Origin of the sequence: Streptomyces pyxinicus, from assembly GCF_024753135.1 — a bacterium.
Classification (GTDB): Bacteria; Actinomycetota; Actinomycetes; order Streptomycetales; family Streptomycetaceae; genus Streptomyces; species Streptomyces pyxinicus.
Genome location: NZ_JANUGP010000013.1, coordinates 121,700 through 147,951, shown reverse-complemented (window position 1 = coordinate 147,951; position 26,252 = coordinate 121,700). Strand labels below are relative to the sequence as shown.

Genomic DNA, 26,252 nt, shown 5'->3' with positions numbered 1-26,252 from the left:
GGCTCGGCGGGCGCGCACTCCTGGCCGGACCCCGCCGTCCCATGGCCGGACCGTGTCCTCGGGACCGGGCGCCGCCGGAACGTGCCGATCAGACCCGCAACCGTGGTCAGACCGCAGACGGACCAGACGGGACCCCAGACAGACCCCCGGGCAGACCCAAGACGAGTCCGTCACCGGAACCACAGCCCGGACGGGACAGGGAGACCGCACGAAGCTGGGCGTTATCCACAGGCACGACGCGGTGTCGGTGCTCGCCAGTAGGGTGTGAGACATGGCCGATCCCTCCAGCTACCGCCCCAGGCCGGGTGAGATCCCGGACTCTCCCGGGGTGTACAGGTTCCGTGACGAGCACCGCCGGGTGATCTACGTCGGAAAGGCGAAAAGCCTGCGCCAGCGCCTGGCGAACTACTTCCAGGACCTGGCGAACCTGCACCCGCGCACCCGGACGATGGTGACCACCGCCGCGTCCGTGGAGTGGACCGTGGTGTCCACGGAGGTCGAGGCACTGCAGCTGGAGTACTCCTGGATCAAGGAGTACGACCCCCGGTTCAACGTCAAGTACCGCGACGACAAGAGCTACCCGTACCTCGCGGTGACGATGAACGAGGAGTTCCCGCGTGTGCAGGTGATGCGTGGTCACAAGAAGAAGGGCGTGCGGTACTTCGGGCCGTACGGACACGCCTGGGCCATCCGGGACACCGTCGACCTGCTGCTGCGCGTCTTCCCGGTGCGCACCTGCTCGGCCGGCGTCTTCAGGAACGCCGCCCGCACCGGCCGGCCCTGCCTGCTCGGCTACATCGGCAAATGCAGCGCCCCCTGTGTCGGCCGGATCACCCCGGAGGACCACTGGGATCTGGCCGACGAGTTCTGCGACTTCATGGCCGGCCGTACCGGCACCTACCTCCGCCGTCTGGAGCGGCAGATGACGGAGGCGGCCGAGGAGATGGAGTACGAGCGGGCCGCCCGCCTGCGCGACGACATCGGGGCCCTGAAGAAGGCCATGGAGAAGAGCGCGGTCGTGCTGGCGGACGCGACCGACGCCGACCTGATCGCCGTCGCGGAGGACGAGCTGGAGGCGGCCGTGCAGATCTTCCACGTGCGCGGTGGCCGGGTGCGCGGACAGCGCGGCTGGGTGACCGACAAGGTCGAGGAGGTCACCACCGGCGCCCTGGTCGAGCACGCCCTGCAACAGCTCTACGGCGAGGAGACCGGGGACGCGGTGCCCAAGGAGGTCCTGGTGCCGGCCCTGCCCGAGCCGGTGGAGCCGGTGCAGGAGTGGCTGACCGGCCGCCGCGGGGCGAACGTGTCGCTGCGCATCCCGCAGCGCGGCGACAAGAAGGCGCTCATGGAGACCGTGCAGCGCAACGCCCTCCAGGCGCTGGCCCTGCACAAGACCAAGCGCGCCTCCGACCTGACCACGCGCTCGCGCGCGCTGGAGGAGATCGCCGACGCCCTGGACCTGGACAGCGCCCCGCTGCGCATCGAGTGCTACGACATCTCGCACCTCCAGGGTGACGACGTCGTCGCCTCCATGGTCGTCTTCGAGGACGGGCTGCAGCGCAAGAGCGAGTACCGGCGCTTCCAGATCAAGGGCTTCGCCGGGCAGGACGACGTCCGGTCCATGCACGAGGTGATCACCCGCCGCTTCCGGCGGTACCTCGCGGAGAAGGAGCGGACGGGGGAGTGGGCCGACGGCGAGGAGACCCCCGCAGAGGGCGAAGCCGTGCTCACCGGCCCGGACGCGGTCACCAGCACCGGCAGCGAGGGCATCGGCGACATCGGCCCGGACGGCTCCGACGACGGCGCGGTGCTCACCGCCGCCGGTGTCCCGCTCGCCGCTGCCGACGCGATCGACGGCGCCCTCAAGGACGACGACGGCCGCCCGAAGAAGTTCGCCTATCCGCCCCAGCTCGTCGTGGTCGACGGCGGTCAGCCGCAGGTCGCGGCGGCCCGGCGAGCGCTGGACGAGCTGGGCATCGACGACATCGCGGTCTGCGGCCTCGCCAAGCGCCTGGAGGAGGTCTGGGTGCCAGGCGAGGACGATCCGGTGGTCCTGCCGCGCACCAGCGAGGGCCTCTACCTGCTCCAGCGGGTCCGGGACGAGGCGCACCGCTTCGCGATCACCTACCAGCGCGCCAAACGCGCCAAGCGTTTCCGGTCCGGCCCGCTGGATGAAGTCCCCGGCCTCGGTGATACCCGCAAACAGGCGCTCATCAAGCATTTCGGCTCGGTGAAGAAGCTTCGGTCCGCCACAATCGAACAGATCCAGGAAGTGCCCGGGATAGGCCGGAAGACGGCCGAGACCATCGCCGCGGCCCTCGCCCGGGCGGCCCCGGCCGCACCCGCCGTGAACACGGCGACCGGAGAGATCATTGAGGACGAGGAACCCGACACGACGGGGGGTTCCTCACAGGAGCCCGTGACCGCGGGCGTCCCGGACGACCGACGGGGGCAGGAGACATGACCGAGCGAGACGCACAGCCCACAGAGCGACGAGATCAGGCGCACGGCGGGACCGGCGACCAGGCCGCCCGGCACGACACCGGCCAGGACACGGGCCAGGACAACGGAGCACAGGTGAGTACGGGCAGCGACACGGCCGCGATCCCCGAGGCGGCCATCCCGGAGCTGGTGATCATCTCCGGGATGTCCGGAGCGGGGCGGTCGACGGCGGCGAAGTGCCTGGAGGACCTCGGCTGGTTCGTCGTGGACAACCTCCCGCCCGCGCTGATCCCCACCATGGTCGAGCTGGGCGCCCGCTCCCAGGGCAACGTGGCGCGGATCGCGGTCGTCGTGGACGTGCGCGGCCGGCGCTTCTTCGACAACCTGCGCGAGTCCCTCGCCGACCTGGCGACGAAGCACGTCACCCGCAGGATCGTCTTCCTGGAGTCCTCCGACGAGGCCCTGGTGCGCCGCTTCGAGTCGGTGCGCCGGCCGCATCCCCTGCAGGGCGACGGCCGCATCGTGGACGGCATCGCCGCCGAGCGCGAGCTGCTGCGCGAGCTGCGCGGGGACGCCGACCTGGTGATCGACACCTCCAGCCTCAACGTGCACGAGCTGCGGGCCAAGATGGACGCCCAGTTCGCCGGCGAGGAGGAGCCCGAGCTGCGGGCCACGGTGATGTCGTTCGGCTTCAAGTACGGCCTGCCGGTCGACGCCGACCTCGTGGCGGACATGCGGTTCCTGCCCAACCCGCACTGGGTCCCGGAGCTGCGCCCGTTCACCGGTCTGAACGACGAGGTCGCCGGCTACGTCTTCAACCAGCCGGGTGCCAAGGAATTCCTCGACCGGTACGCCGAGCTGCTGCGTCTGATCGCGGCCGGCTACCGGCGCGAGGGCAAGCGCTACGTGACCATCGCCATCGGCTGTACCGGCGGCAAGCACCGCTCGGTCGCGATGTCGGAGAAGCTCGCCGCGCGCCTCGCGGCCGAGGGTGTGGAGACGGTGGTCGTGCACCGGGACATGGGACGGGAATGACGGAACGTACACCGCGGCTGAGCAGGCTGCGCCGGGTGGTGCCGGAGGGGCGCGCGAGCCGTGCCACGGCCGAGGCCCGGGCGGCCCGGCCCGCCGAAGGGCGCGGTGGCAAGCCCCGCCGCCGGGGCGCTCAGCCCAAGGTCGTCGCACTGGGCGGCGGGATGGGGCTGTCGGCCTCGCTCGCCGCGCTGCGCCGGATCACGGGTGACCTGACGGCCGTCGTCACCGTGGCCGACGACGGCGGCTCCAGCGGGCGGCTGCGCGACGAGCTGGGCGTGCTGCCGCCCGGCGACCTGCGCAAGGCACTGGCCGCGCTGTGCGGTGACGACGACTGGGGCCAGACCTGGTCCCGTGTCATCCAGCACCGCTTCCAGTCCCAGGGCGACCTGCACGACCACGCGGTGGGGAACCTGCTGATCGTCGCCCTGTGGGAGCAGCTCGGCGATCACGTGCAGGCGCTGGACCTGGTCGGCAAGCTGCTCGGCGCGCACGGGCGGGTGCTGCCCATGTCCGCCGTGCCGCTGGAGCTCCAGGCGCTGGTGAAGGGGCACGATCCGGAGCGGCCGGAGGCCGTGGACACCGTGCGCGGGCAGGCCACCGTGGCGCTGACGCCGGGCGAGGTGCAGTCGGTGCACCTGGTGCCGCACGACCCGCCGGCCGTCCCGGAGGCCGTGGCGGCGGTGCTGGACGCGGACTGGGTGGTGCTCGGCCCGGGCTCCTGGTTCTCGTCGGTGATCCCGCATCTGCTCGTCCCCGATCTGCTGGACGCGCTCACCGACACCAAGGCCCGCAAGATCCTGCCGCTCAACCTCGCGCCGCAGCCGGGAGAAACCGAGGGCTTCTCCCCGCAGCGTCATTTGGAGGTTTTGGGGCGACACGCCCCTAAACTCGCCCTGGACGTGGTGCTGGCCGACGAGGCCGCCGTGCCCGACCGCGATTCGCTCACCGAGGCCGCCAAGCGGCTGGGAGCCGCGGTCGAGCTGGCGCCGGTCGCCCGGACCGACGGAAGCCCCCGGCATGACCCGGAGCTGTTGGCCGCCGCGTACGACCGTATTTTTCGGATGCATGGAAGGATCGGCCCATGGCGATGACGGCAGCGGTGAAGGACGAGATCTCCCGGCTCCCCGTCACCCGGACCTGCTGCAGGAAGGCGGAGGTATCCGCCATTCTGCGGTTCGCCGGCGGCCTTCATCTGGTGAGCGGGCGCATCGTGATCGAGGCGGAGCTGGACACGGCGATGGCGGCCCGCCGGCTCAAGCGGGACATCCTGGAGATCTTCGGCCACAGCTCCGAGCTGATCGTGATGGCACCCGGCGGCCTGCGCCGGGGTTCGCGGTACGTGGTGCGGGTCGTGGCCGGCGGCGACCAGCTGGCCCGGCAGACCGGTCTGGTGGACGGCCGGGGCCGGCCGATCCGCGGGCTGCCCCCGCAGGTGGTCTCGGGGGCCACCTGCGACGCGGAGGCGGCCTGGCGTGGGGCCTTCCTGGCGCACGGCTCGCTGACCGAGCCCGGCCGTTCGTCCTCCCTGGAGGTGACCTGCCCGGGTCCGGAGGCCGCGCTCGCGCTGGTCGGGGCCGCCCGCCGGCTGTCGATCGCCGCCAAGGCGCGCGAGGTGCGCACCGTCGACCGGGTGGTCGTACGGGACGGGGACGCGATCGGGGCGCTGCTGACCCGGCTCGGTGCCCATGAGTCGGTGCTGGCCTGGGAGGAGCGGCGGATGCGCCGCGAGGTGCGGGCCACGGCCAACCGGCTCGCCAACTTCGATGACGCCAACCTGCGCCGTTCGGCCCGCGCGGCGGTGGCCGCCGGGGCCCGGGTGCAGCGCGCGCTGGAGATCCTGGGCGAGGAGGTGCCCGAGCACCTCGCCGCCGCCGGCCGGCTGCGCATGGAGCACAAGCAGGCCTCCCTGGAGGAGCTGGGCGCGCTCGCGGACCCGCCGCTCACCAAGGACGCGGTCGCGGGCCGGATCCGCAGGCTGCTGGCGATGGCCGACAAGCGCGCCTCCGACCTGGGCATCCCGAGCACGGAGGCCAACCTCAGCGAGGACCTGGCGGACAACCTGGCCGGCTGACCGGCCTCCCAACACCCGAGGTGCCGACGGCTGTTCGAGCCGTCGGCACCCGTGCCCTCCGCCCTGGCCGACCGGTTTGCGTGGCCATGAAGCGCTCTTGACTCGATCAAGAAGTGACATGAGCCTGGCAACCTGTTCGCCGCTGTGGCGGACCACCGCTAGGGGGGTTCATGAGACACAGAGCGAGATCGATCCTCGCCCTCGGCGCGCTTCTCGTCGGCGGAGCGAGCCTCGCACCCATCGCCCAGGCACAGAGCGGAAACCCGGCGAAGCCCGACCCGGGCGAGGTCAAGGTCTTCCGCGCGGACGTCACACAGCAGCAACTGCCCCTGCTCCTCAAGGCCGGGCAGGACGGCCAGGAACTCGGCGAGCAGTTGGAGCCGGGCAAGAGGAAAGAGGTCGAGGTCTACCTCACCGACCGGCAGGCCGCGAACCTCCGCGAGCAGGGCGTCGACCTCACCGAGCACACCCTGACGGCCAAGGCCGAGGCGCACGTCGAGATCGCGGCGCAGGGCGTGTTCCGGCCCTACAGCGGAAGCGGCGGACTGCGGGAGGAGATCCTGCGCACCGCCCAGGCCAATCCCGGCCTCACCAAAGTCGAGTCCATCGGCAAGACGCTCAAGGGCCAGGACATCCTCGCGGTCAAACTGACCAGGAACGCGAAGAAGTCCAAGGACGGCTCCAAGCCCGCGGTGCTGTACGTCTCCAACCAGCACGCGCGGGAGTGGATCACGCCGGAGATGACCCGGCGACTGCTCCACTACTACCTGGACAACTACACGTCGGACCGGCGGGTCAAGAAGATCGTCGACTCGACCGAGCTGTGGTTCGTGCTCTCGGCCAACCCCGACGGCTACGACTACACCTTCCAGGACTCCGACGCCCGCCTCTGGCGCAAGAACCTGCGGGACGTCAACGGCGACGGCGCCATCGGCACCGGTGACGGTGTCGACCTCAACCGCAACTTCGCCTACAAGTGGGGCTACGACGACGAGGGTTCGTCCCCCAACCCGACCAGCGAGACCTACCGCGGCGCGGCCCCCGCCTCCGAGCCCGAGACCCGGGCGCTGGACGGCCTGGAGAAGCGCGTCGGCTTCACCTACGGCATCAACTACCACTCCGCCGCCGAACTCCTCCTCTACGGCGTCGGCTGGCAGGTGGCCACTCCGACTCCGGACGACGTCCTGTACAAGGCGCTGGCCGGCACGCCCGACAACCCGGCCATCCCGGGCTACCGTTCGCAGGTCTCCTCGGAGCTGTACACCACCAACGGCGAGGCGGACGGCCACGCGTCCAACGTCAACGGGATGGCGATGTTCACCCCAGAGATGTCGACCTGTGAGACCGCGTCGAACGTCGACCCGGACGACGCCTGGAAACCGCAGGACTGCCGGTCGGTCTTCAACTTCCCCGACGACGAGAAGCTGATCCAGCAGGAGTTCGCGAAGAACGTCCCCTTCGCGCTCTCCGTCGCCGAGACCGCGGCACACCCCGACCGGCCGTCCTCCTCGGTGGGCCTGAAGGCCGCCGACTTCACCCCGGCCGCGTTCACCACGTCGTACTCCCGGGGCGCGGACCAGGAGGTCTCCGTCGTCGTCCGCAGGGCGGTCCGGGACAAGGAGCTGAAGTACCGCGTCAACGGCGGCCGTACCCGTGACCAGGCGCTGCGGCACTGGAAGGGCGGCGAGACCTACGGCGGTGAGGACGACCTCTACTTCGACGAGTACCGGGCGAAGGTCCAGGACGGCGCGCCGGGCGACAAGGTCGAGGTGTGGTTCACCGGCGAGACGGCGAACGGCCGGAAGGTCTCCGGCCCGCACTTCACCTACACCGTCGCGGAGCGGCCGAAGGCGGACACCCTCGTGGTCGCCGAGGAGGGCACGGACGCCACGCAGGCGCGGACCTACGTGGACGCGCTCAAGGCGGCCGGGCACCGGGCGATCGTGTGGGACGTGGCCGCCCGCGGCGTGCCGGACGCGCTGGGCGTGCTGAGCCACTTCAGGACGGTCGTGCACTACTCCGGCGCCAAGGGCCCGGGCAACCCGACCCAGCTCCAGCTGCGCGCCTACCTCAACGAGGGCGGCAGGCTGATCGAGGCCGGTGAACTGGCCGGTGGCAGCGTGGACCTCGGTGACGGCACCCTCTCCAACGACTTCAGCCAGTACTACCTGGGCGCGTACAGCCGTACGTCGACCAAGGGCGCCACCGGCTTCACCGGCACCGGCGCCCTCGCCGGCTTCACCGGTCCCCTCGCCGACGCGCCCGGCAACCCGCTGGACAAGGCGGGCACCTACGGCGTCACCTCCGAGGAACTCCCGGCCGCCGGCTACCCGCAGTTCGCCAGCGCGGGCGCGGGACGGTTCGCCGGGACGGTCAATCCGTACGGGCCGTACAGCGGCACGGGGATGGCCGCCGCCGTGCACACCGACGACTCCTACAAGCGGCTGACCCGCACCGTCGACCTGACCGGGGTCCCGGCCGCCGACAAGCCCGCGTTGCGCACCCGGCTGCTGTGGGACACCGAGCCGGGCTACGACCACGCGATCGTCGAGGCGCACACGGTGGGCGCCGACGACTGGACGACCCTGCCCGAGACCGGCGGCGCCACCAGCGACGCCGTACCCAGCGAGTGCGGGGCCGGGTTCCTGATCGCCGAGCACCCCTGGCTGAAGCACTATCTGACGCTCCAGGACAACGCGTGCGCCGCGACCGGCACCACGGGCTCCTGGCACAGCCTCACCGGCAGCTCCGGCGGCTGGCAGCAGGTCGGCTTCGACCTGAGCGCGTACGCGGGCAAGAGCGTCGAGGTGTCCCTCACCTACGTCACCGACCCCGGCACTGGCGGGCACGGCGTCCTCGCCGACGACACCTCGCTGGTCGTCGGCGGCACCCAGAAGGAGACCGAGGGCTTCGAGTCCTCGCTCGGCGCCTGGAAGGTGCCCGGACCGCCCGCCGGCAGCCCGGCGGCGCTGAAGGACTGGGCGCGCACCGGGACCCTGTTCCAGACGTACGGAGCGGTCACCACCGACGACACGGTGCTGCTCGGCTTCGGCCTCGAACAGGTGCCGTCGGCCGCCGACCGGGCCGCCCTGCTGAGGAAGGCGTACGCCGCCCTCGACGACTGAGACGACCCCTGTGCGACAGGTGAGCGGAGACCCCTCTCAACGGTGCGCGAAGCGGGTGGTCGACAGGTGAGCCGACCCGCTCACGAACGAGTGACAACGGCGTCAACAAGGGGCCGCAATAGGTCATAAATACGGGTGAAACCGCAGGCGATCCCTGGCGGTCCGTACCCCTACTGGCGGGTACGGACCGCCTGCCCTCTATGCGGCATCTCAATGTCACCCCCGGGGCCTCGGAGAGGTAGGGTCGGGGGTGGTCGGGGACATCCCAAATACAGCTCGCCGGCACCGCATGGCCGGCGTACCAACGAGGAGATCGGTTCGTGACGATCCGCGTAGGCATCAACGGCTTCGGCCGCATCGGCCGTAACTACTTCCGCGCGCTGCTGGAGCAGGGTGCGGACATCGAGGTTGTGGCTGTCAACGACCTGGGTGACACCGCCACCACGGCGCACCTGCTCAAGTACGACACGATCCTGGGCCGCCTCAAGCAGGAGGTCACCCACACCGCCGACACGATCACCGTCGACGGCCACACCATCAAGGTGCTGTCCGAGCGCAACCCGGCCGACATTCCGTGGGGTGAGCTGGGCGTCGACATCGTCATCGAGTCGACCGGCATCTTCACCAAGAAGGACGACGCCGCGAAGCACATCGCGGGCGGCGCCAAGAAGGTCCTCATCTCGGCTCCGGCCAAGGACGAGGACATCACCATCGTGATGGGTGTCAACCAGGACAAGTACGACGCGGCGCAGCACCACGTCATCTCCAACGCCTCCTGCACCACCAACTGTGTGGCCCCGATGGCGAAGGTCCTCGACGAGAACTTCGGCATCGTCAAGGGTCTGATGACCACGGTGCACGCGTACACCAACGACCAGCGCATCCTGGACTTCCCGCACAAGGACCTGCGTCGCGCGCGTGCCGCCGCCGAGAACATCATCCCGACCACCACGGGTGCCGCGAAGGCCACCGCGCTGGTCCTGCCGCAGCTCAAGGGCAAGCTGGACGGCATCGCGATGCGCGTGCCGGTTCCCACCGGCTCGGCCACCGACCTCGTCGTGCAGCTTCAGCGCGAGGTCACCAAGGACGAGGTCAACGCCGCGTTCAAGAAGGCCTCCGAGGACGGCGACCTGAAGGGCTTCCTGGCCTACACCGAGGACGAGATCGTCTCCTCGGACATCGTCGGCGACCCGGCCTCCTGCACCTTCGACTCCTCCCTGACCATGGTCCAGGAGGGCAACTCGGTGAAGATCCTCGGCTGGTACGACAACGAGTGGGGCTACTCCAACCGCCTCGTCGACCTCACGGTCTTCGTCGGCGGCCAGCTCTGATCGACCGGAGCACCCAGAAGTGAGAGCAGGGCCCGGACAGCGCGACGGTGCGCTGTCCGGGCCCTGCTCTCACGTACGGACACCGCCCTTTTACGATCAGGTGCACCACGAGCCCTCCTCAGGAGTCCACTCAATGAAGACGATCGACGAACTTCTCGCCGACGGCGTGAGCGGCAAGCGGGTCTTCGTCCGCGCCGACCTCAACGTGCCGCTGGCCGACGGGACGATCACCGACGACGGCCGGATCCGCGCCGTCCTGCCCACCGTCAAGGCCCTCGCCGACGCGGGCGCCAAGGTGATCGTCGCCTCGCACCTGGGCCGCCCCAAGGGTGCCCCGGACCCCGCCTTCTCGCTGCTGCCCGCCGCCGAGCGCCTCGGTGAACTGCTCGGCGCCCCGGTCGCCTTCGCCCAGGACACCGTCGGCCCGGCCGCCCACGACGCCGTCGACGGCCTCCAGCCCGGCCAGGTCGCGGTCATCGAGAACCTGCGCTTCAACCCCGGCGAGACCGCCAAGGACGACACCGAGCGCGGCGAGTTCGCCGACCGGCTCGCCGCCCTCGCCGACGTGTACGTGGGTGACGGCTTCGGCGCCGTGCACCGCAAGCACGCCTCCGTCTACGACCTTCCGGCCCGCCTGCCGCACTACGCCGGCTACCTCATCGCCACCGAGGTCGGCGTCCTGAAGAAGCTCACCGAGGACGTCCAGCGGCCCTACGTCGTCGCGCTCGGCGGCGCCAAGGTCTCCGACAAGCTCGCCGTCATCGACCAGCTGCTCGACAAGGCCGACCGCCTCCTGATCGGCGGCGGCATGGCCTACACCTTCCTCAAGGCCAAGGGCTACGAGGTCGGCATCTCCCTCCTCCAGGAGGACCAGGTGCCGGTCGTCACCGAGTACCTGGAGCGCGCCGAGAAGCAGGGCGTGGAACTGCTGCTCCCCGTCGACGTCGTGGTCTCCCGGGAGTTCCCGGACCTGAAGACCAAGGCGCCGACCGAGAACACCACGGTCGACGCGGACAAGATCCCCGCCGACCAGGAGGGCCTGGACATCGGCCCGAAGACCCGAGAGCTGTACGCCTCGAAGCTCGCCGACGCCCGGACCGTCTTCTGGAACGGTCCGATGGGCGTCTTCGAGCACCCCGACTACGCCGAGGGCACCAAGGCGGTCGCCCAGGCACTCGTCGACTCGGACGGCTTCACCGTCGTCGGCGGCGGAGACTCCGCCGCGGCCGTGCGTACGCTCGGTTTCGACGAGAACGCATTCGGCCACATCTCGACCGGTGGCGGCGCCTCCCTCGAATACCTTGAGGGCAAGACGCTCCCCGGCCTCGCCGCACTGGAGGACTGACCTCAATGAGCACGCGCACGCCGCTGATGGCGGGCAACTGGAAGATGAACCTCAACCACCTGGAGGCCATCGCCCACGTCCAGAAGCTCGCCTTCGCCCTGGCCGACAAGGACTACGAGGCCGTCGAGGTCGCCGTCCTGCCGCCGTTCACCGACCTGCGCTCCGTGCAGACCCTGGTCGACGGCGACAAGCTCAAGATCAGGTACGGCGCCCAGGACGTCTCGCGGCACGACTCCGGCGCCTACACCGGTGAGATCTCCGGCCCGATGCTGGCCAAGCTGAAGTGCACGTACGTGGTCATCGGCCACTCCGAGCGCCGCCAGTACCACGACGAGACCGACGAGATCGTCAACGCCAAGGTCAAGGCCGCCTACAAGCACGGCCTGACCCCGATCCTGTGCGTCGGCGAGGAGCTGGACGTCCGCCAGGCCGGCAACCACGTCGGCCACACCCTCGCCCAGCTGGAGGGCGGCCTGAAGGACGTCCCGGCCGAGCAGGCCGAGACGATCGTCGTCGCCTACGAGCCGGTGTGGGCCATCGGCACCGGCCAGGTCTGCGGCGCCGACGACGCCCAGGAGGTCTGCGCCGCGATCCGTGCCAAGATCGCCGAGCTGTACTCGGGGGAGGTGGCCGACAAGGTCCGCGTGCAGTACGGCGGCTCGGTGAAGTCGGGCAACGTCGCCGAGATCATGGCCAAGGCCGACATCGACGGTGCCCTGGTCGGCGGTGCCTCGCTGGACGCCGACGAGTTCGTCAAGATCGTGCGCTTCCGCGATCAGTGAGCAGGTCCGTGAGTAGGCGGTAGCGGCGATACGTCGTACTCTTGCGGGGGCACAGCCACGGTGCTGTGCCCCCGTCGTCCATCCGTATCCGAGGAAGTTGGTCCAGCCGTGGTTTTGGGGTTCTCGATCGCCCTGATCGTCTTCAGCCTGCTGCTGATGCTGCTGGTGCTGATGCACAAGGGGAAGGGCGGCGGCCTCTCCGACATGTTCGGTGGCGGCATGCAGTCCTCCGTCGGCGGCTCCTCGGTGGCCGAGCGCAACCTGGACCGGATCACCGTCGTGATCGGCCTGCTCTGGTTCGCGTGCGTCGTCGTCCTCGGCATCGTGATGAAGTCGAACAACTGACGCCTGAACAGCACGCACATCACGCACAATCCGTACGTAGGGCCCCATGTTCGGTACGCGCCCCGGAGCGCGGCCTATCATGGGGCTTGCGTCTACGTGTGGGGGCTGTAACTCCAGTCACTGGACGCGCGTTGGGCCTTACGTAGACTGAGGCGCTCGCAGCGAAGCGGAACGCCGTCTCGCTTCGCGGCACCATCACGCAGGGAGTTACGACCGTGGCAAGTGGCAACGCGATCCGTGGAAGCCGGGTCGGAGCGGGGCCGATGGGCGAGGCCGAGCGCGGCGAGTCCGCGCCGCGTCTGCGCATCTCCTTCTGGTGCTCCAACGGGCACGAGACCCAGCCGAGCTTCGCCAGCGACGCTCAGGTCCCCGACACCTGGGACTGCCCGCGCTGCGGCTTCCCGGCCGGCCAGGACCAGGACAACCCGCCGGACCCCCCGCGCACCGAGCCGTACAAGACGCACCTCGCGTATGTACGGGAGCGGCGCAGCGACGCCGACGGCGAGGCGATCCTCGCCGAGGCACTCGCCAAACTGCGCGGCGAGATCTAGGAACTTCATCACCGGCCGGGAGCCCGCGGGCGCCTGGCCGGAGCCGTATCCGCCGTCCGGCGCCGACCGATTGTCAGTGGTGCCCTCTACGGTTCTCTTGAAGGCGAGAACCGCGAGGGGGAGTTGTGGCGATCGAGACGGGGGAGGGGCGCGCGCCCGCCTGGCGCGGAGGCTTCGGGCTGCTGTGGAGTGCCGCCGTGCTGTCCAGCTTCGGCGACGCGCTGCGTACGGCCGCGCTGCCGCTGCTCGCCGCCTCGCTGACCGACCGGCCGCTGCTCATCTCCGCCGTGACCGCTTGCGGCTATCTGCCCTGGATCCTGTTCGGCCTGCTCGGCGGGGCCGTCGCCGACCGTGTCGACCAGCGGCGCGCGATGTGGACGGTGGACGGGGTGCGCGCCCTGCTCGTCGCCGCCTTCGCGGCCGCCGTGGCCCTCGGACACGCCTCCCTCGCCCTGCTCGTCGCACTGGCCTTCACCCTGACCACGTTGCAGACGCTGTTCGACAACGCCGCCACGGCCCTGCTGCCCGCCCTCGTGGACCCCGGCGCCCTCGGAGCCGCCAACACCCGGCTGATGACCGGACAGCGGATCGCCGGCGGCCTGTTGGGCGCCCCCGTCGTACCGCTGCTGCTCGCCACGGGTGCCGCCGTGCCCTTCGCCGCCGACGCCGCCACCTTCCTGCTGGCCGCCGCCCTGGTCGCCGCCCTGCGTGCGGCGCCGCCCCAGCGGCCCGGCAGAGCCGCGGGCAGCACCCTGCGCCGGGAGATCGGCGAAGGACTGCGCACCCTGTGGCGGGACCGGGCCCTGCGCGGCCTGTGCACCGCGACCGCCCTGTGCAACATCGGCATGGGCGCCCTGATCGCCACCCTGGTCGTCCTCGTCACCGACGGGCTCGGCGCCGGCGCGGGCGGCTACGCGGCGGCGACCACCGCGTACACCGTCGGCGGTCTTGCCGGGGGAGCGGTGAACCGGGCGGTCACCGCGCGGCTCGGCCCGCTGCAAGCTGTGCTGCTGGCCGGCGTGGCGCAGACCGGCGCGCTGGTCGTCATGGGGACCGCGGGAACCCTGGCCGTCCTGGTGGCCGCGCTCGCCGTCTTCGGGTTCATGGGCATGCTGTGGAACGTCAACACGACCACCCTGATGCAGCAGCGTGCCCCGGCCGGGGCCCTCGGCCGGGTCGCCTCGGCCTTCCGCACCCTCGCCGTCGCCGGGGCCCCGCTGGGCGCCCTGCTCGGCGGGGGCGCCGCCACCGCCTGGGGCCCCGGCGCACCGGCCCTGCTCACGGCCGCCTTCTTCGTCCTGTCCGTCACCGCGCTGATACCGGCCCGCACGGCGGACGTACCCCAGGACGCACCGGAGGGCGATGTCATGACGGCTCGCGTCCCGGAGTGATCAATTAGGTTGGAACAGCTGGGACAGGGACGAAAGAAGGCTGAAGTCGGAAATGAACGCAGACGGCCGCACCAGGCTCCACCAGACGCCCGCATGGTCCGCCCTCGCCAAGCACCGGGAGGAGCTGGCCGGCACCCACCTCAGGGACCTGTTCGCCGCCGACCCGCGGCGCGGCGACGGATACACGCTCCAGGTCGGTGACCTCCACATCGACTACTCCAAACACCTGGTCACCGACGAGACGCTGCGGCTGCTGCGCGAGCTGGCCGCCGCGACCGGCGTGTCCGGCCTGCGGGACGCCATGTTCCGCGGTGAGCGGATCAACGTCACCGAGGACCGGGCGGTGCTGCACACCGCGCTGCGTGCCCCGCGGGACGCGGTGATCGAGGTGGACGGTGAGAACGTCGTCCCGAAGGTGCACGCCGTGCTCGACAAGATGGCGGCCTTCGCCGAGCGGGTGCGCTCGGGTGAGTGGACCGGCCACACCGGCAAGCGGATCAGGAACGTCGTCAACATCGGCATCGGCGGCTCCGACCTCGGGCCCGCGATGGCCCACGAGGTGCTGCGCAGCTTCGGCGACCGCGACCTGACGGCCCGTTTCGTCTCCAACGTGGACGGCGCCGACCTGCACGAGGCCACCCGCGACCTGGACCCCGCCGAGACGCTGTTCATCGTCGCGTCCAAGACCTTCACCACGATCGAGACGATCACCAACGCCACGTCCGCGCGGCAGTGGCTGCTGGACGCGCTCGGTGACGACTCGGCCGTGGCCAGGCACTTCGTCGCCCTGTCGACCAACGCGGAGAAGGTCGCCGCGTTCGGCATCGACACGGCCAACATGTTCGAGTTCTGGGACTGGGTCGGCGGCCGGTACTCCTACGACTCCGCGATCGGCCTCTCCCTGATGATCGCGATCGGCCCCGACCGGTTCCGGGAGATGCTCGACGGCTTCCACCTGGTCGACGAGCACTTCCGCACCGCCCCCGCCGAGGCCAACGCCCCGCTGCTGATGGGCCTGCTGGGCATCTGGTACGGCAACTTCCACGACGCCCAGTCGCACGCGGTGCTGCCCTACAGCCACTACCTGTCCAAGTTCACCGCCTACCTCCAGCAGCTCGACATGGAGTCCAACGGCAAGCACGTGACGCGCGACGGCGAGCAGGTCGACTGGCAGACCGGTCCGGTGGTGTGGGGCACGCCCGGCACCAACGGGCAGCACGCCTACTACCAGTTGATCCACCAGGGCACCAAGCTGATCCCGGCGGACTTCATCGGCTTCGCCGAGCCGGTCGCCGAGCTGAGTGGTGAACTCAGGGCGCAGCACGACCTGTTGATGGCCAACTTCTTCGCCCAGACCCAGGCCCTCGCCTTCGGCAGGACCGCCGACGAGGTCCGCGCGGAGGGGGTGCCCGAGGAGCTGGTCCCGCACAAGACCTTCGAGGGCAACCGGCCGACGACGACCGTCCTCGCCAGGGAACTGACCCCGTCGGTGCTCGGCCAGCTCATCGCGCTCTACGAGCACAAGGTGTTCACGCAGGGCGCGGTGTGGAACATCGACTCCTTCGACCAGTGGGGCGTGGAGCTGGGCAAGGTCCTCGCCAAGCGCGTCGAGCCGGCGCTGACCGAGGGCGCCGAGGTCCCGGGCCTGGACCCGTCGACCAGGGCACTGGTCGCCAAGTACCGGGAGCTGCGCGGCCGTAGCTGATCCGCGGCGCGGTACCGCCGCTCTCGTTTATGTGTTTCCGCTGTGCATCGCCTAAGGTTTCCGCTGGTCAAGGGGAGGAAAAGGCATGATGCGCAGGGGGTGCGCCGCGGCGGTCACCGTCGCCGTGGTGGGTGTGGCGGCGGCGGGCTGCGGCAGCGGCGAGCGGTCGGCACCAGCCGGGGACGGCAAGCCCGCGGCAGCGGTGACGGCCCGGCCGGCCTACTCCGGGCTGTCCGAGGTCCCGGAGCGGCTGGGCGCCGACGGCACGACCATCGTGGTCGGCGACCAGGCCGCCCCGGTGGCCGTGCGCCTGTACGAGGACCCGCGCTGCCCGGTGTGCGAGGAGTTCGAGACCACGGGCGGCGCGCCCGAGCTGCGCAAGGCGGTCATCCGGCGGGAGGCGAGGACCGAGTACACCCTCGCCTCCTTCCTGGACGACGGGCTCGGCGGCTCCGGGTCCAAGAAGGCGGTCAACGCGCTGCGGGCCGCGCTGGAGGCCGGGAAGTTCGCCGAGTACCACGACGTGCTCTACGCCCACCAGCCGGAGGAGAGCGTCGACGGGTTCACCGACGCCAACCTCCTCAAGCTGGCGGAGCGGGTGCCGGGGCTGCGCGGGGCGGACTTCGACTCCGCCGTGAAGACCATGAAGTACCGCACGTTCGTCACGAACGCCGAGAAGGCGTTCGATCGTTCCGGCGTGCGGGGGACGCCGGCTGTCGAGATCAACGAGATGCTGATCCCCTCCGAGTACAGCGGGCTGCTGTTCGACGGCAAGGCGTTCGCCGGCCTGCTGTCCCGGGCGGGCTCGGCCGGGTGACCGAGCCCGCCCGTGCTCAGGCGTACGACCAGCGCCAGGCGCTCGCGCTGTAGGAGCACCGGATCCGCGCACCGCTCGCGGTGGTGGTCAGCGACCCGTGGTCGCTGTTGCGGCAGAACTGGCCCGCCCGGTAGCAGTTGCCCGAGCTGGAGACGATGGAGCAGGTGCCCGTCGCGCTGCCGGTGCCTGTCCCGGAGCTGCGGACGGTGCCGGACGCGGCCTTGGTGACGGTGACCGTCGGTCCGGGCTTCTTGACGGTCCTGGTCTTCGTGACCGTCGGGGCCGGCTCCGGAGAGGCGGTCTCGGTGGCCGTCGCCGTGGCCGTCGCGGTGACGGTCGTGGTGACGGCCGGCCGGGGTGCCGGTGCCGCGGACGCCTGGTCCTCGGCGGACTGCGTGCCGCCGATGGCACCGGCGGCGAACAGGGCGACGGCCGCGGCCCACACCCGCTTGCGGCGGCGCAGCGGCCTGGTGTCGGGCGGGCGGGGCGGCGGGCTGGTGTACGGGTTCACGGTCACCCTCCTGGGACGGCGCGCGGTGGATCAGCCGTGGAAGGTGATGTAGCCGTTGCCGTCGCGGTCGTTCTTCGCCTTGGTGTAGGCGTGGGTGTCCGCGTGGGCGCCGGAGGGCTTGTACAGGTAGATGGTGTCCTTGTCGTTGTTCCAGATGAAGTTGCAGTTCTGGCGGTAGGCGACGTTCTTGGCGTCGGAGTCGGTGCCGTGGCCGCCGCGCAGCGTCACGTAGTCGCCGGGCTCCAGGTAGTGGTTCGACGGGAAGACGAACCGGTTGCCGGTGGCGTCCTTGACGACGTAGCCCTTGAGGTTGACCTTCGAGGTGCGCGAGTAGTTCTTGATGGTCAGGTACTCGCTCTTGGTGTTGCCCGTGGAGCAGCTGTTGGAGTCCCGCCCCGGGGCGTCGTACTGGACGCCCTTGATCTTCAGGGCGGAGGAGTACTCGGTGGCCTGGGCCGGAGCCGCGACGACGACGGCGAGCGTGCCGGCCGTGACGGTGGCGGCCAGGGCGAAGCGGATGCGCATGTGAGGTCCCCCCTCAGTGGTGCGTATGAAGCTCCTGGAGCCTACACAAAGGTTGACCGTTGTATGACCAACTTGTGCGGGAAAGGTGAAGAACCTTGAGGGGGCGTCAGAAGACGTCAGAAGACGTCAGAAAACGGCGAGGGCGGTACGGGAGCCGACTCCCGTACCGCCCTCGGCCACTGTGCTCAGAACCTCACGGCGACGCCGGCGGATACAGCGACCGCGGCAGCTGCGAAGCCGCCGCCGAGTCCAGCAGCCACAGGGTGCGCGAGCGGCCGTACGCCCCCGCCGCCGGTGCCTGGATCTCGCCCGCGCCGGACAGCGCGATGGCCACGGCCTCCGCCTTGTCCTCGCCGGCCGCGAGCAGCCAGACCTCACGGGCCGAGCGGATCGCGGGCAGCGTCAGGGAGACCCGGGTGGGCGGCGGCTTCGGCGCGCCGTGCACGCCGACCACCGTGCGCTCGGTCTCCCGCACGGCCGGCAACTCCGGGAAGAGCGAGGCCACATGGGTGTCCGGGCCGACGCCCAGCATCAGCACGTCGAACGCCGGCACCGCGCCGTGGTTCTCCGGTCCGGCGGCCTTAGCCAGCTCCGCCGCGTACGCCTCGGCCGCCGCCTCGACGTCCGTGCCGTACGGCCCGTCGGAGGCGGGCATGGCGTGCACGCGCTCCGGGTCCAGCGGGACCGCGTCCAGCAGCGCCTCCCGGGCCTGGGTGACGTTGCGCTCGGCATCGCCCTCGGGCAGATAGCGCTCGTCGCCCCACCACAGGTCGAGGCGGGCCCAGTCGACGGCGTCCCGGGCCGGGGCCGCCGCCAGCGCGGCCAGCAGCCCGTTGCCGTTGCGGCCGCCGGTGAGGACCACGGACGCGGTGCCCCGGGAGGCCTGCGCGTCCACGATCTTCGTGATCAGCCGGGCCGCGGCGGCCTGCGCCATCAGCTCCTTGTCGTGGTGGACGACCAGCTGCGGGGTGCTCACTTCGCCGTCGCCTTCCTCGCGGGTGCCTTCTTCGCGGGTGCCTTCTTCGCGGTCCGGGCGGCGGCCTTCTTGGCGGGAGCCTTGGCCGCCTCCGCCTCTGCCTCCGCCTGCTCCGCCTCGGCCGCCTCCGAAGAGTTTCGCTCCGTGGACCCCTGTTCCGAGGCCTCCTGCTCCGGGACCGTGTGCAGCCGCTCCACGCCGAAGCGCAGCGCCGACGCGTAGGTGTCGTCCGGGTCGAGCCGGCGCAGCTCCTCCGCGATCAGCTCGGCGGTGTCCCGCCGCTTCAGCGCCACCGCGCGGGCCGGCTGGCCCTCGATGGCCAGCGTGGCCAGCGAACCGTCCGCCCGGTCCAGGGTGATCGGGCCGCAGCTGGTGTCCATCCGGACGGCCGTGAGTCCCGGTCCCGAGGACGGCGAGCGCCGCACCGGCACGTCCAGCCGGTCCGCGAGCCACATCGCCAGCAGCTCGCAGCTCGGGTTGAACTCCTCGCCCTCCACCTCGACGGCCTTCACGTCACAGGTGACCTGGTCGAGGGCCGCCGCCAGCATCGAGCGCCACGGCGTGATCCGGGTCCAGGACAGGTCGGTGTCGCCGGGCGTGTAGGCGGAGGCACGGGCGGACAGCTCCCGTACCGGCTGCTCGGCGGTGTAGGTGTCGGTGACCCGGCGCTGGGCCAGCGCGCCCAGCGGGTCCTTGGCCGGGTCCAGCGGCGCGTTCACCGGCCACCACACGACGACCGGCGCGTCCGGCAGCAGCAGCGGCAGGACGACCGAGTCGGCGTGCCCGACGACCTCGCCGTACAACCGCAGCACGACCGTCTCGCCGGTGCCCGCCTCCACACCCACCCGCACCTCGGCGTCGAGGCGCGAGGTGGTGCGGTCGCGGGGGCTCCGCGAGACCCGCTTGACGACCACCAGCGTGCGCGAGGGGTGCTCGCGCGAGGCGTCGTTGGCGGCCTTCAGGGCGTCGTAGGCGTTCTCCTCGTCGGTGACGATGACGAGGGTGAGGACCATGCCGACGGCGGGGGTGCCGATGGCCCGGCGGCCGCGCACGAGCGCCTTGTTGATCTCGCCGGCGGTGGTGTCGGTCAGGTCGATCTTCATGGCCTGCGCCAGCTCCGTCCGTCTCGTGCGAGCATCTCGTCCGCCTCGGTGGGACCCCAGGTGCCCGACGCGTACTGCGCGGGCCTGCCGTGCTTGTCCCAGTAGTGCTCGATCGGGTCGAGGATCTTCCAGGACAGCTCGACCTCCTCCGTGCGCGGGAAGAGGTTGGCGTCGCCCAGCAGCACGTCCAGGATCAGCCGCTCGTACGCCTCGGGGCTGGACTCCGTGAAGGACTCGCCGTAGGCGAAGTCCATGGACACGTCCCGGATCTCCATCGAGGTGCCCGGCACCTTCGAGCCGAAGCGGACCGTGATGCCCTCGTCCGGCTGGACGCGGATCACGATCGCGTTCTGCCCCAGTTCCTCCGTCGCCGTGTGGTCGAAGGGGGAGTGCGGGGCCCGCTGGAAGACGACCGCGATCTCGGTGACCCGGCGGCCGAGACGCTTGCCGGTACGCAGATAGAAGGGGACGCCCGCCCAGCGGCGGTTGTCGATCTCCAGCTTCACGGCCGCGTAGGTGTCGGTCTTCGACTTGGAGTCGATGCCCTCCTCCTCCAGGTAGCCGACGACCTTCTCGCCGCCCTGCCACCCGGCCGCGTACTGCCCGCGCACGGTGTGCCGGCCCAGGTCGCGCGGCAGCCGGACGGCGCCGAGGACCTTCTCCTTCTCGGCGGCCAGCGCGTCCGCGCCGAAGGAGGCGGGCTCCTCCATGGCGGTCAGCGCCATCAACTGGAGCAGGTGGTTCTGGATGACGTCACGCGCGGCGCCGATGCCGTCGTAGTAGCCGGCCCGGCCGCCGATGCCGATGTCCTCGGCCATGGTGATCTGCACGTGGTCCACGAAGGACCGGTTCCAGATCGGCTCGAACATCGTGTTGGCGAAGCGCAGCGCCAGTATGTTCTGGACGGTCTCCTTGCCGAGGTAGTGGTCGATCCGGAACACCTGGTCCGGCTCGAACACCTCGTGCACGACCTTGTTCAGCTCCTCGGCCGACTTCAGGTCGTGGCCGAAGGGCTTCTCGATGACCGCGCGCCGCCAGGAACCGCGCGACTGGTCGGCCAGCCCGTGCTTCTTCAGCTGCTGGATGACCACCGGGAACGAGCGGGGCGGCACCGACAGGTAGAAGGCGAAGTTGCCGCCCGTGCCCTGTGCCTTGTCCAGCTCGTCGATGGTGGCGCGCAGCCGCTCGAAGGCGTCGTCGTCGTCGAAGGTGCCCTGGACGAAGCGCATGCCCTGGATGAGCTGCTGCCAGACCTCCTCGCGGAAGGGGGTGCGCGAGTGCTCCTTGACCGCGTCGTGCACGACCTGCGCGAAGTCCTCGTGCTCCCAGTCGCGGCGGGCGAAGCCCACCAGCGAGAAGCCCGGCGGCAGCAGACCCCGGTTGGCGAGGTCGTACACCGCGGGCATCAGCTTCTTGCGGGACAGGTCGCCCGTGACACCGAAGATGACCAGACCCGACGGCCCCGCGATACGCGGGAGCCGTCGGTCGGCCGGGTCACGGAGCGGGTTCGCCCCGGAGCCGGATAGAGGGGACAACTCAGCCCTCCGAGGGGGCGAGGCGCTGCAGCTCCGCCTCGGTCGACTTCAGGAGGTCGGTCCAGGACCCCTCGAACTTCTCGACGCCCTCCTCCTCCAGCACCCGCACGACGTCGTCGTACGAGATCCCGAGCTTCTCCAGCGCGTCGAGGTCGGCGCGGGCCTGCTCGTAGGTGCCCGAGACGGTGTCGCCGGTGACCTCGCCGTGGTCCTCGGTGGCCTCCAGCGTGGCCTCCGGCATGGTGTTCACGGTGTTCGGCGCGACCAGCTCGGTGACGTACAGGGTGTCCGAGTACGCCGGGTCTTTCACGCCGGTCGACGCCCACAGCGGGCGCTGCTTGTTGGCGCCCGCGTTCTCCAGCGCGTTCCAGCGGTCGGAGGAGAAGACCTCCTCGTACGCCTGGTAGGCCAGGCGCGCGTTGGCGACGGCGGCCTTGCCGCGCAGCGCCTTGGCCTCGTCGGTGCCGATCTCGCCGAGGCGCTTGTCGATCTCGGTGTCCACGCGGGACACGAAGAAGGACGCCACGGAGTGGATCTTCGACAGGTCCAGGCCGCGCTCCTTGGCCTTCTCCAGGCCGGAGAGGTAGGCGTCCATGACGACGCGGTACCGCTCCAGGGAGAAGATCAGGGTCACGTTGACGCTGATGCCGAGCCCGATGACGCTGGTGATCGCCGGGATGCCCGCCATGGTGGCCGGGATCTTGATGAGGGTGTTCGGGCGGTCCACCAGCCAGGCCAGCTGCTTGGCCTCGGCGACGGTCGCCTTCTCGTTGTGGGCGAGGCGGGGGTCGACCTCGATGGAGACCCGGCCGTCCTGGCCGCCGGTGGCGTCGAAGACCGGACGCAGCACGTCGGCGGCGTCGCGGACGTCCGCCGTCGTGATCATGCGGACGGCCTCCTCGACGGTGACCCTGCGGGCGGCGAGGTCGGAGAGCTGCAGGTCGTAGCCGTCGCCCTGGGAGATCGCCTTCTGGAAGATCGTCGGGTTGGTGGTGACGCCCACGACGTGCTGCTGGTCGATCAGCTCGGCGAGGTTGCCGGACGTGATCCGCTTGCGCGACAGGTCGTCCAGCCAGATCGCGACGCCCTCCTCGGAGAGGCGCTTGAGTGCGTCTGTCATGGAATTACATCTCCTACGTGTCGTATGTGAGCGTCAGCGCTGGGCGGCGGTGAGGGATTCCCGGGCCTTGGCGGCCACGTTCTCGGCAGTGAAGCCGAACTCCTCGAAGAGCACCTTGCCGTCGGCGGACGCACCGAAGTGCTCCAGGGAAACGATGCGGCCGGCGTCTCCGACGTACTTGTGCCACGTCAGGCCGATGCCCGCCTCCACGGCGACACGGGCCTTGACCGACGGCGGCAGCACGCTCTCCCGGTACCCCTGGTCCTGCTGCTCGAACCACTCGACGCACGGCATCGAGACGACCCGGGTCGGCACACCCTCGGCCTGGAGCCGCTCCCGCGCCTCGACGGCCACATGCACCTCGGAACCGGTGGCCATCAGGATCACCTGCGGCTCGCCGCCCTCGGCCTCGAACAGCACGTAGCCGCCCTTGACCGTGTCCTCGTTCGGCTCGTAGACCGGCACGCCCTGGCGGGTGAGCGCCAGCCCGTGCGGCTGGCCCTTGCCGAACTCCTTGGTGTAGCGCCCGAGGATCTCGCGCCAGGCGATGGCGGTCTCGTTGGCGTCGGCCGGACGGACCACGTTCAGGCCCGGGATGGCGCGCAGCGAGGCCAGGTGCTCGACCGGCTGGTGGGTCGGGCCGTCCTCGCCGAGGCCGATGGAGTCGTGCGTCCACACGAACGTCACCGGCAGGTGCATCAGGGCCGACAGCCGCACCGCGTTGCGCATGTAGTCGGAGAACACCAGGAAGGTGCCGCCGTACACGCGGGTGTTGCCGTGCAGCGTGATGCCGTTCAGCTCCGCGCCCATCGAGTGCTCGCGGATGCCGAAGTGGATCGTGCGCCCGTACGGGTCGGCCTCGGGCAGCGGGTTGCCTGCGGGCAGGAACGAGCTGTCCTTGTCGATCGTGGTGTTGTTCGAGCCGGCCAGGTCGGCGGAGCCGCCCCACAGCTCGGGGATCACCGCGCCGAGCGCCTGGAGCACCTTGCCGGAGGCGGCACGCGTCGCGACACCCTTGCCGGGCTCGAAGACCGGGATCTTCTCCTCCCAGCCGGTGGGCAGCTCGCCCCGGGCGATCCGGTCGAAGTCGGCGGCCCGCTCGGGGTTGCCGTCCCGCCACACCTGGAAGGTCTTCTCCCACTCGGCCTTCGCCTCGGAGCCGCGCTCCAGCGCCTTGCGGGTGTGCGCGATCACCTCGTCCTCGACCACGAAGGACCGCTCCGGGTCGAAGCCGAGCACCCGCTTGGTGGCCGCGACCTCGTCCGCGCCGAGCGCCGAGCCGTGCGCCGCCTCGGTGTTCTGGGCGTTCGGGGCCGGCCAGGCGATGATCGAGCGCATCGCGATGAAGGAGGGGCGGTCGGTGACGCGCTTGGCCTCCTGGATCGCGGCGAAGATCGCCCGCGGGTCCAGGTCGCCGTTCTCCTGCGCCGCCACGCGCTGCACGTGCCAGCCGTAGGCTTCGTAGCGCTTGACGGTGTCCTCGGAGACGGCGGTCTCGGTGTCGCCCTCGATCGAGATGTGGTTGTCGTCCCACAGCAGGACCAGGTTGCCGAGCTTCTGGTGACCGGCCAGCGAGGACGCCTCGGCGGAGATGCCCTCCTGGAGGCAGCCGTCACCGGCGACGCAGAAGACGAAGTGGTCGAAGGGGGACTCGCCCTGCGGGGCCTCCGGGTCGAACAGACCGCGCTCGTAGCGGGCGGCCATGGCCATGCCCACGGCGTTGGCGACACCCTGGCCCAACGGGCCGGTGGTGGTCTCGACGCCCCTGGTGTGCCCGTACTCCGGGTGGCCGGGGGTCTTCGAACCCCAGGTCCGGAAGGACTCCAGGTCCGTCAGCTCCAGGCCGAAGCCGGCCAGGTAGAGCTGGGTGTAGAGGGTCAGGGACGAGTGGCCGGCGGACAGTACGAAGCGGTCGCGGCCCACCCACTCGGGGTCGGCCGGGTCGTGCCGCATCACCTTCTGGAAGAGGGTGTAGGCGGCCGGGGCCAGGCTCATCGCCGTACCGGGATGGCCGTTGCCGACCTTCTGTACGGCGTCGGCGGCCAGGACTCGGGCGGTGTCCACGGCCCGCTGGTCCAGGTCGGTCCACTCAAGGTCTGTGGTGGTCGGCTTGGTGCTCACCCTGGGTCAGGGCTCCTCTCCACATGTCGGTCGCCGGTCTTCGGGGCATGCGCCCACCCGGCCGCCGGCGGGCTGCTGCCCACCGGCCGCTGTCGAGCCTACCCCCGTATAGACGTGCGTTTTTTCGAGTGTTTCCAGACTGCCGGGACTCGGTGCGATCCGCCTCCCGACTGGCCGAGAGGGCATTCGGCAGCTGAATACGGAGGCGGTCATCTGAGCGCTCAATCGAGAGGTGGGGGACCTCTTATGGGGGGTGCTCCGGAACCTCTCCGAGGCGGGCGCCAACACGACCCCACCCCCGCGAGGGCCGGGGTATGGGCAACGTCTAAAGTGGCGTGGTACGCGCGAGCCTGCACCGGGACTTCACAGGGGGAGGCTTGCTGGGAGTCTCTGTCAGGGGTGTGCGTGACGGCCGTCGAATCCCGTCCAGCGGGGGTGCTCGGTGCGAGCCAGAGCCCGGTTCACCGGCCGTTCGGGGCCCGTGTCAAGGCGTTCGTGGCGCTGACCAAGCCGCGGATCATCGAGCTGCTGCTCATCACCACCGTTCCGGTGATGTTCCTGGCCCAGCAGGGCGTGCCCGACCTCGGTCTGGTGCTGCTCACCTGTCTCGGCGGCTACCTCTCCGCGGGCGGCGCCAACGCGCTGAACATGTACATCGACCGGGACATCGACGCCCTGATGGACCGCACCGCGCAGCGGCCGCTGGTGACCGGCATGGTGAGCCCGCGCGAGTGCCTCGCCTTCGGCGTCACCCTGGCGGTCGTCTCGACGCTGCTGTTCGGGTTCACCGTCAACTGGCTGAGCGCCTGGCTGTCACTCGGAGCGCTGCTTTTCTACGTCGTCGTCTACACGATGATCCTCAAGCGCCGTACCTCGCAGAACATCGTGTGGGGCGGCATCGCCGGCTGCCTGCCGGTGCTGATCGGCTGGTCCTCGGTCACGAACTCGATGTCCTGGGCGCCGGTCGTCCTCTTCCTCGTCATGTTCTTCTGGACCCCGCCGCACTACTGGCCGCTGTCCATGAAGGTCCGCGAGGACTACGCGCGCGTGGGCGTGCCGATGCTGCCGGTCATCGCCTCCAACAAGGTGGTCGCCCGGCAGATCGTGATCTACAGCTGGGTGATGGTCGCCGTGTCCCTGCTGCTGACCCCGCTCGGGTACACCGGCTGGTTCTACACGGTGGTCGCGCTCGCGGCCGGCGGCTTCTGGCTGTGGGAGGCGCACGGTCTCCAGAACCGGGCGAAGGCCGAGGTCACGGGCGGGAAGCTGAAGGAGATGCGGCTGTTCCACTGGTCCATCACCTACGTCTCGATCCTCTTCGTCGCCGTCGCGGTGGACCCGTTCCTGCGCTGACCGACGCACCGGTCCATGTCACACCGCCCTGCCCTCGCCAGCCGATCTACCGGTGAGTAGCATCCTGC

Annotated in this window: 21 protein-coding genes; 14 read left to right on the top strand and 7 right to left on the bottom strand. The window is 70.6% G+C overall.

Annotated features, from left to right (window positions below; translation table 11 throughout):
- The first annotated feature begins 271 nt into the window (after positions 1 to 271).
- From uvrC to NX794_RS18980, 13 genes are all read left to right on the top strand, one after another.
- On the top strand, positions 272 to 2,464 hold the full coding sequence (gene uvrC / locus NX794_RS19040; protein WP_258779771.1) for an excinuclease ABC subunit UvrC: 2,193 nt from the start codon (positions 272 to 274) through the stop codon (positions 2,462 to 2,464).
- Positions 2,461 to 3,477, top strand: a complete 1,017-nt coding sequence (gene rapZ, locus NX794_RS19035; RefSeq protein ID WP_258779770.1) for an RNase adapter RapZ — start codon at positions 2,461 to 2,463, stop codon at positions 3,475 to 3,477. The genes uvrC and rapZ overlap by 4 nt, the downstream gene beginning before the upstream one ends.
- Positions 3,474 to 4,568, top strand: a complete 1,095-nt coding sequence (locus NX794_RS19030) for a gluconeogenesis factor YvcK family protein (RefSeq protein WP_258779769.1) — start codon at positions 3,474 to 3,476, stop codon at positions 4,566 to 4,568. The genes rapZ and NX794_RS19030 overlap by 4 nt, the downstream gene beginning before the upstream one ends.
- Positions 4,559 to 5,548: a DNA-binding protein WhiA gene (gene whiA / locus NX794_RS19025; RefSeq protein WP_258779768.1), complete on the top strand. Its 990-nt coding sequence runs from the start codon at positions 4,559 to 4,561 to the stop codon at positions 5,546 to 5,548. The genes NX794_RS19030 and whiA overlap by 10 nt, the downstream gene beginning before the upstream one ends.
- Before the next feature lie 170 nt (positions 5,549 to 5,718).
- Positions 5,719 to 8,673 carry a M14 family metallopeptidase gene (locus NX794_RS19020; RefSeq protein WP_258779767.1) on the top strand — a complete coding sequence of 985 codons (2,955 nt, stop codon included), beginning with the start codon at positions 5,719 to 5,721 and terminating at the stop codon, positions 8,671 to 8,673.
- A gap of 320 nt (positions 8,674 to 8,993) precedes the next feature.
- A complete protein-coding gene (gene gap, locus NX794_RS19015; protein ID WP_258779766.1) occupies positions 8,994 to 10,004 on the top strand; it encodes a type I glyceraldehyde-3-phosphate dehydrogenase in 1,011 nt (336 codons plus the stop codon).
- 133 nt (positions 10,005 to 10,137) lie between these two features.
- The gene (locus NX794_RS19010) at positions 10,138 to 11,349 is read left to right on the top strand and encodes a phosphoglycerate kinase (RefSeq protein ID WP_258779765.1); all 1,212 of its coding nucleotides are present in this window, start codon (positions 10,138 to 10,140) and stop codon (positions 11,347 to 11,349) included.
- A 5-nt stretch (positions 11,350 to 11,354) separates the two neighbouring features.
- The gene (tpiA, locus tag NX794_RS19005) at positions 11,355 to 12,131 is read left to right on the top strand and encodes a triose-phosphate isomerase (protein ID WP_258779764.1); all 777 of its coding nucleotides are present in this window, start codon (positions 11,355 to 11,357) and stop codon (positions 12,129 to 12,131) included.
- Positions 12,132 to 12,239: 108 nt separating this feature from the next.
- Positions 12,240 to 12,476: a preprotein translocase subunit SecG gene (gene secG / locus NX794_RS19000; protein ID WP_258779763.1), complete on the top strand. Its 237-nt coding sequence runs from the start codon at positions 12,240 to 12,242 to the stop codon at positions 12,474 to 12,476.
- 215 nt (positions 12,477 to 12,691) lie between these two features.
- Entirely contained in the window at positions 12,692 to 13,027 is a 336-nt protein-coding gene (locus tag NX794_RS18995) for an RNA polymerase-binding protein RbpA (protein ID WP_006349936.1), read from the top strand.
- A 125-nt stretch (positions 13,028 to 13,152) separates the two neighbouring features.
- Positions 13,153 to 14,418 carry an MFS transporter gene (locus NX794_RS18990; protein WP_258779762.1) on the top strand — a complete coding sequence of 422 codons (1,266 nt, stop codon included), beginning with the start codon at positions 13,153 to 13,155 and terminating at the stop codon, positions 14,416 to 14,418.
- A 52-nt stretch (positions 14,419 to 14,470) separates the two neighbouring features.
- Positions 14,471 to 16,123, top strand: coding sequence for a glucose-6-phosphate isomerase (gene pgi, locus NX794_RS18985; RefSeq protein ID WP_258779761.1), 1,653 nt, complete (start codon positions 14,471 to 14,473; stop codon positions 16,121 to 16,123).
- Between the two features lie 85 nt (positions 16,124 to 16,208).
- A complete protein-coding gene (locus NX794_RS18980; protein WP_258779760.1) occupies positions 16,209 to 16,940 on the top strand; it encodes a DsbA family protein in 732 nt (243 codons plus the stop codon).
- 16 nt (positions 16,941 to 16,956) lie between these two features.
- Here the strand turns inward: NX794_RS18980 and NX794_RS18975 are convergent, their stop codons facing one another.
- The 7 genes from NX794_RS18975 to tkt all read right to left on the bottom strand — a co-directional run bounded on the left by NX794_RS18975 (position 16,957) and on the right by tkt (position 24,831).
- A complete protein-coding gene (locus NX794_RS18975; RefSeq protein ID WP_258779759.1) occupies positions 16,957 to 17,451 on the bottom strand; it encodes a hypothetical protein in 495 nt (164 codons plus the stop codon).
- Between the two features lie 30 nt (positions 17,452 to 17,481).
- On the bottom strand, positions 17,482 to 17,976 hold the full coding sequence (locus NX794_RS18970; RefSeq protein WP_258779758.1) for a lamin tail domain-containing protein: 495 nt from the start codon (positions 17,974 to 17,976) through the stop codon (positions 17,482 to 17,484).
- A gap of 193 nt (positions 17,977 to 18,169) precedes the next feature.
- Positions 18,170 to 18,952: a 6-phosphogluconolactonase gene (gene pgl, locus NX794_RS18965; protein ID WP_258779757.1), complete on the bottom strand. Its 783-nt coding sequence runs from the start codon at positions 18,950 to 18,952 to the stop codon at positions 18,170 to 18,172.
- The gene (opcA, locus tag NX794_RS18960) at positions 18,949 to 20,055 is read right to left on the bottom strand and encodes a glucose-6-phosphate dehydrogenase assembly protein OpcA (RefSeq protein ID WP_258779756.1); all 1,107 of its coding nucleotides are present in this window, start codon (positions 20,053 to 20,055) and stop codon (positions 18,949 to 18,951) included. Before opcA ends, pgl begins: the two co-directional genes overlap by 4 nt.
- Positions 20,052 to 21,590, bottom strand: coding sequence for a glucose-6-phosphate dehydrogenase (gene zwf / locus NX794_RS18955; protein ID WP_258779755.1), 1,539 nt, complete (start codon positions 21,588 to 21,590; stop codon positions 20,052 to 20,054). Before zwf ends, opcA begins: the two co-directional genes overlap by 4 nt.
- Position 21,591: 1 nt before the next feature.
- Complete coding sequence (gene tal, locus NX794_RS18950; protein ID WP_258779754.1) at positions 21,592 to 22,710, bottom strand: transaldolase; 1,119 nt, start codon at positions 22,708 to 22,710, stop codon at positions 21,592 to 21,594.
- 33 nt (positions 22,711 to 22,743) lie between these two features.
- Positions 22,744 to 24,831: a transketolase gene (gene tkt, locus NX794_RS18945; protein WP_258779753.1), complete on the bottom strand. Its 2,088-nt coding sequence runs from the start codon at positions 24,829 to 24,831 to the stop codon at positions 22,744 to 22,746.
- Positions 24,832 to 25,230: 399 nt separating this feature from the next.
- Between tkt and NX794_RS18940 the strand changes: the two genes are divergently transcribed.
- Positions 25,231 to 26,184 carry a heme o synthase gene (locus NX794_RS18940; protein ID WP_258779752.1) on the top strand — a complete coding sequence of 318 codons (954 nt, stop codon included), beginning with the start codon at positions 25,231 to 25,233 and terminating at the stop codon, positions 26,182 to 26,184.
- Positions 26,185 to 26,252 lie beyond the last annotated feature (68 nt).

Coding starts and splice junctions, on each gene's coding strand:
- uvrC (WP_258779771.1), top strand. CDS start 272: ATGGCCGATCCCTCCAGCTACCGCCCCAGGCCGGGTGAGATCCCGGAC.
- rapZ (WP_258779770.1), top strand. CDS start 2,461: ATGACCGAGCGAGACGCACAGCCCACAGAGCGACGAGATCAGGCGCAC.
- NX794_RS19030 (WP_258779769.1), top strand. CDS start 3,474: ATGACGGAACGTACACCGCGGCTGAGCAGGCTGCGCCGGGTGGTGCCG.
- whiA (WP_258779768.1), top strand. CDS start 4,559: ATGGCGATGACGGCAGCGGTGAAGGACGAGATCTCCCGGCTCCCCGTC.
- NX794_RS19020 (WP_258779767.1), top strand. CDS start 5,719: ATGAGACACAGAGCGAGATCGATCCTCGCCCTCGGCGCGCTTCTCGTC.
- NX794_RS19010 (WP_258779765.1), top strand. CDS start 10,138: ATGAAGACGATCGACGAACTTCTCGCCGACGGCGTGAGCGGCAAGCGG.
- tpiA (WP_258779764.1), top strand. CDS start 11,355: ATGAGCACGCGCACGCCGCTGATGGCGGGCAACTGGAAGATGAACCTC.
- pgi (WP_258779761.1), top strand. CDS start 14,471: ATGAACGCAGACGGCCGCACCAGGCTCCACCAGACGCCCGCATGGTCC.
- NX794_RS18980 (WP_258779760.1), top strand. CDS start 16,209: ATGATGCGCAGGGGGTGCGCCGCGGCGGTCACCGTCGCCGTGGTGGGT.
- NX794_RS18970 (WP_258779758.1), bottom strand. CDS start 17,976: ATGCGCATCCGCTTCGCCCTGGCCGCCACCGTCACGGCCGGCACGCTC.
- opcA (WP_258779756.1), bottom strand. CDS start 20,055: ATGAAGATCGACCTGACCGACACCACCGCCGGCGAGATCAACAAGGCG.
- tal (WP_258779754.1), bottom strand. CDS start 22,710: ATGACAGACGCACTCAAGCGCCTCTCCGAGGAGGGCGTCGCGATCTGG.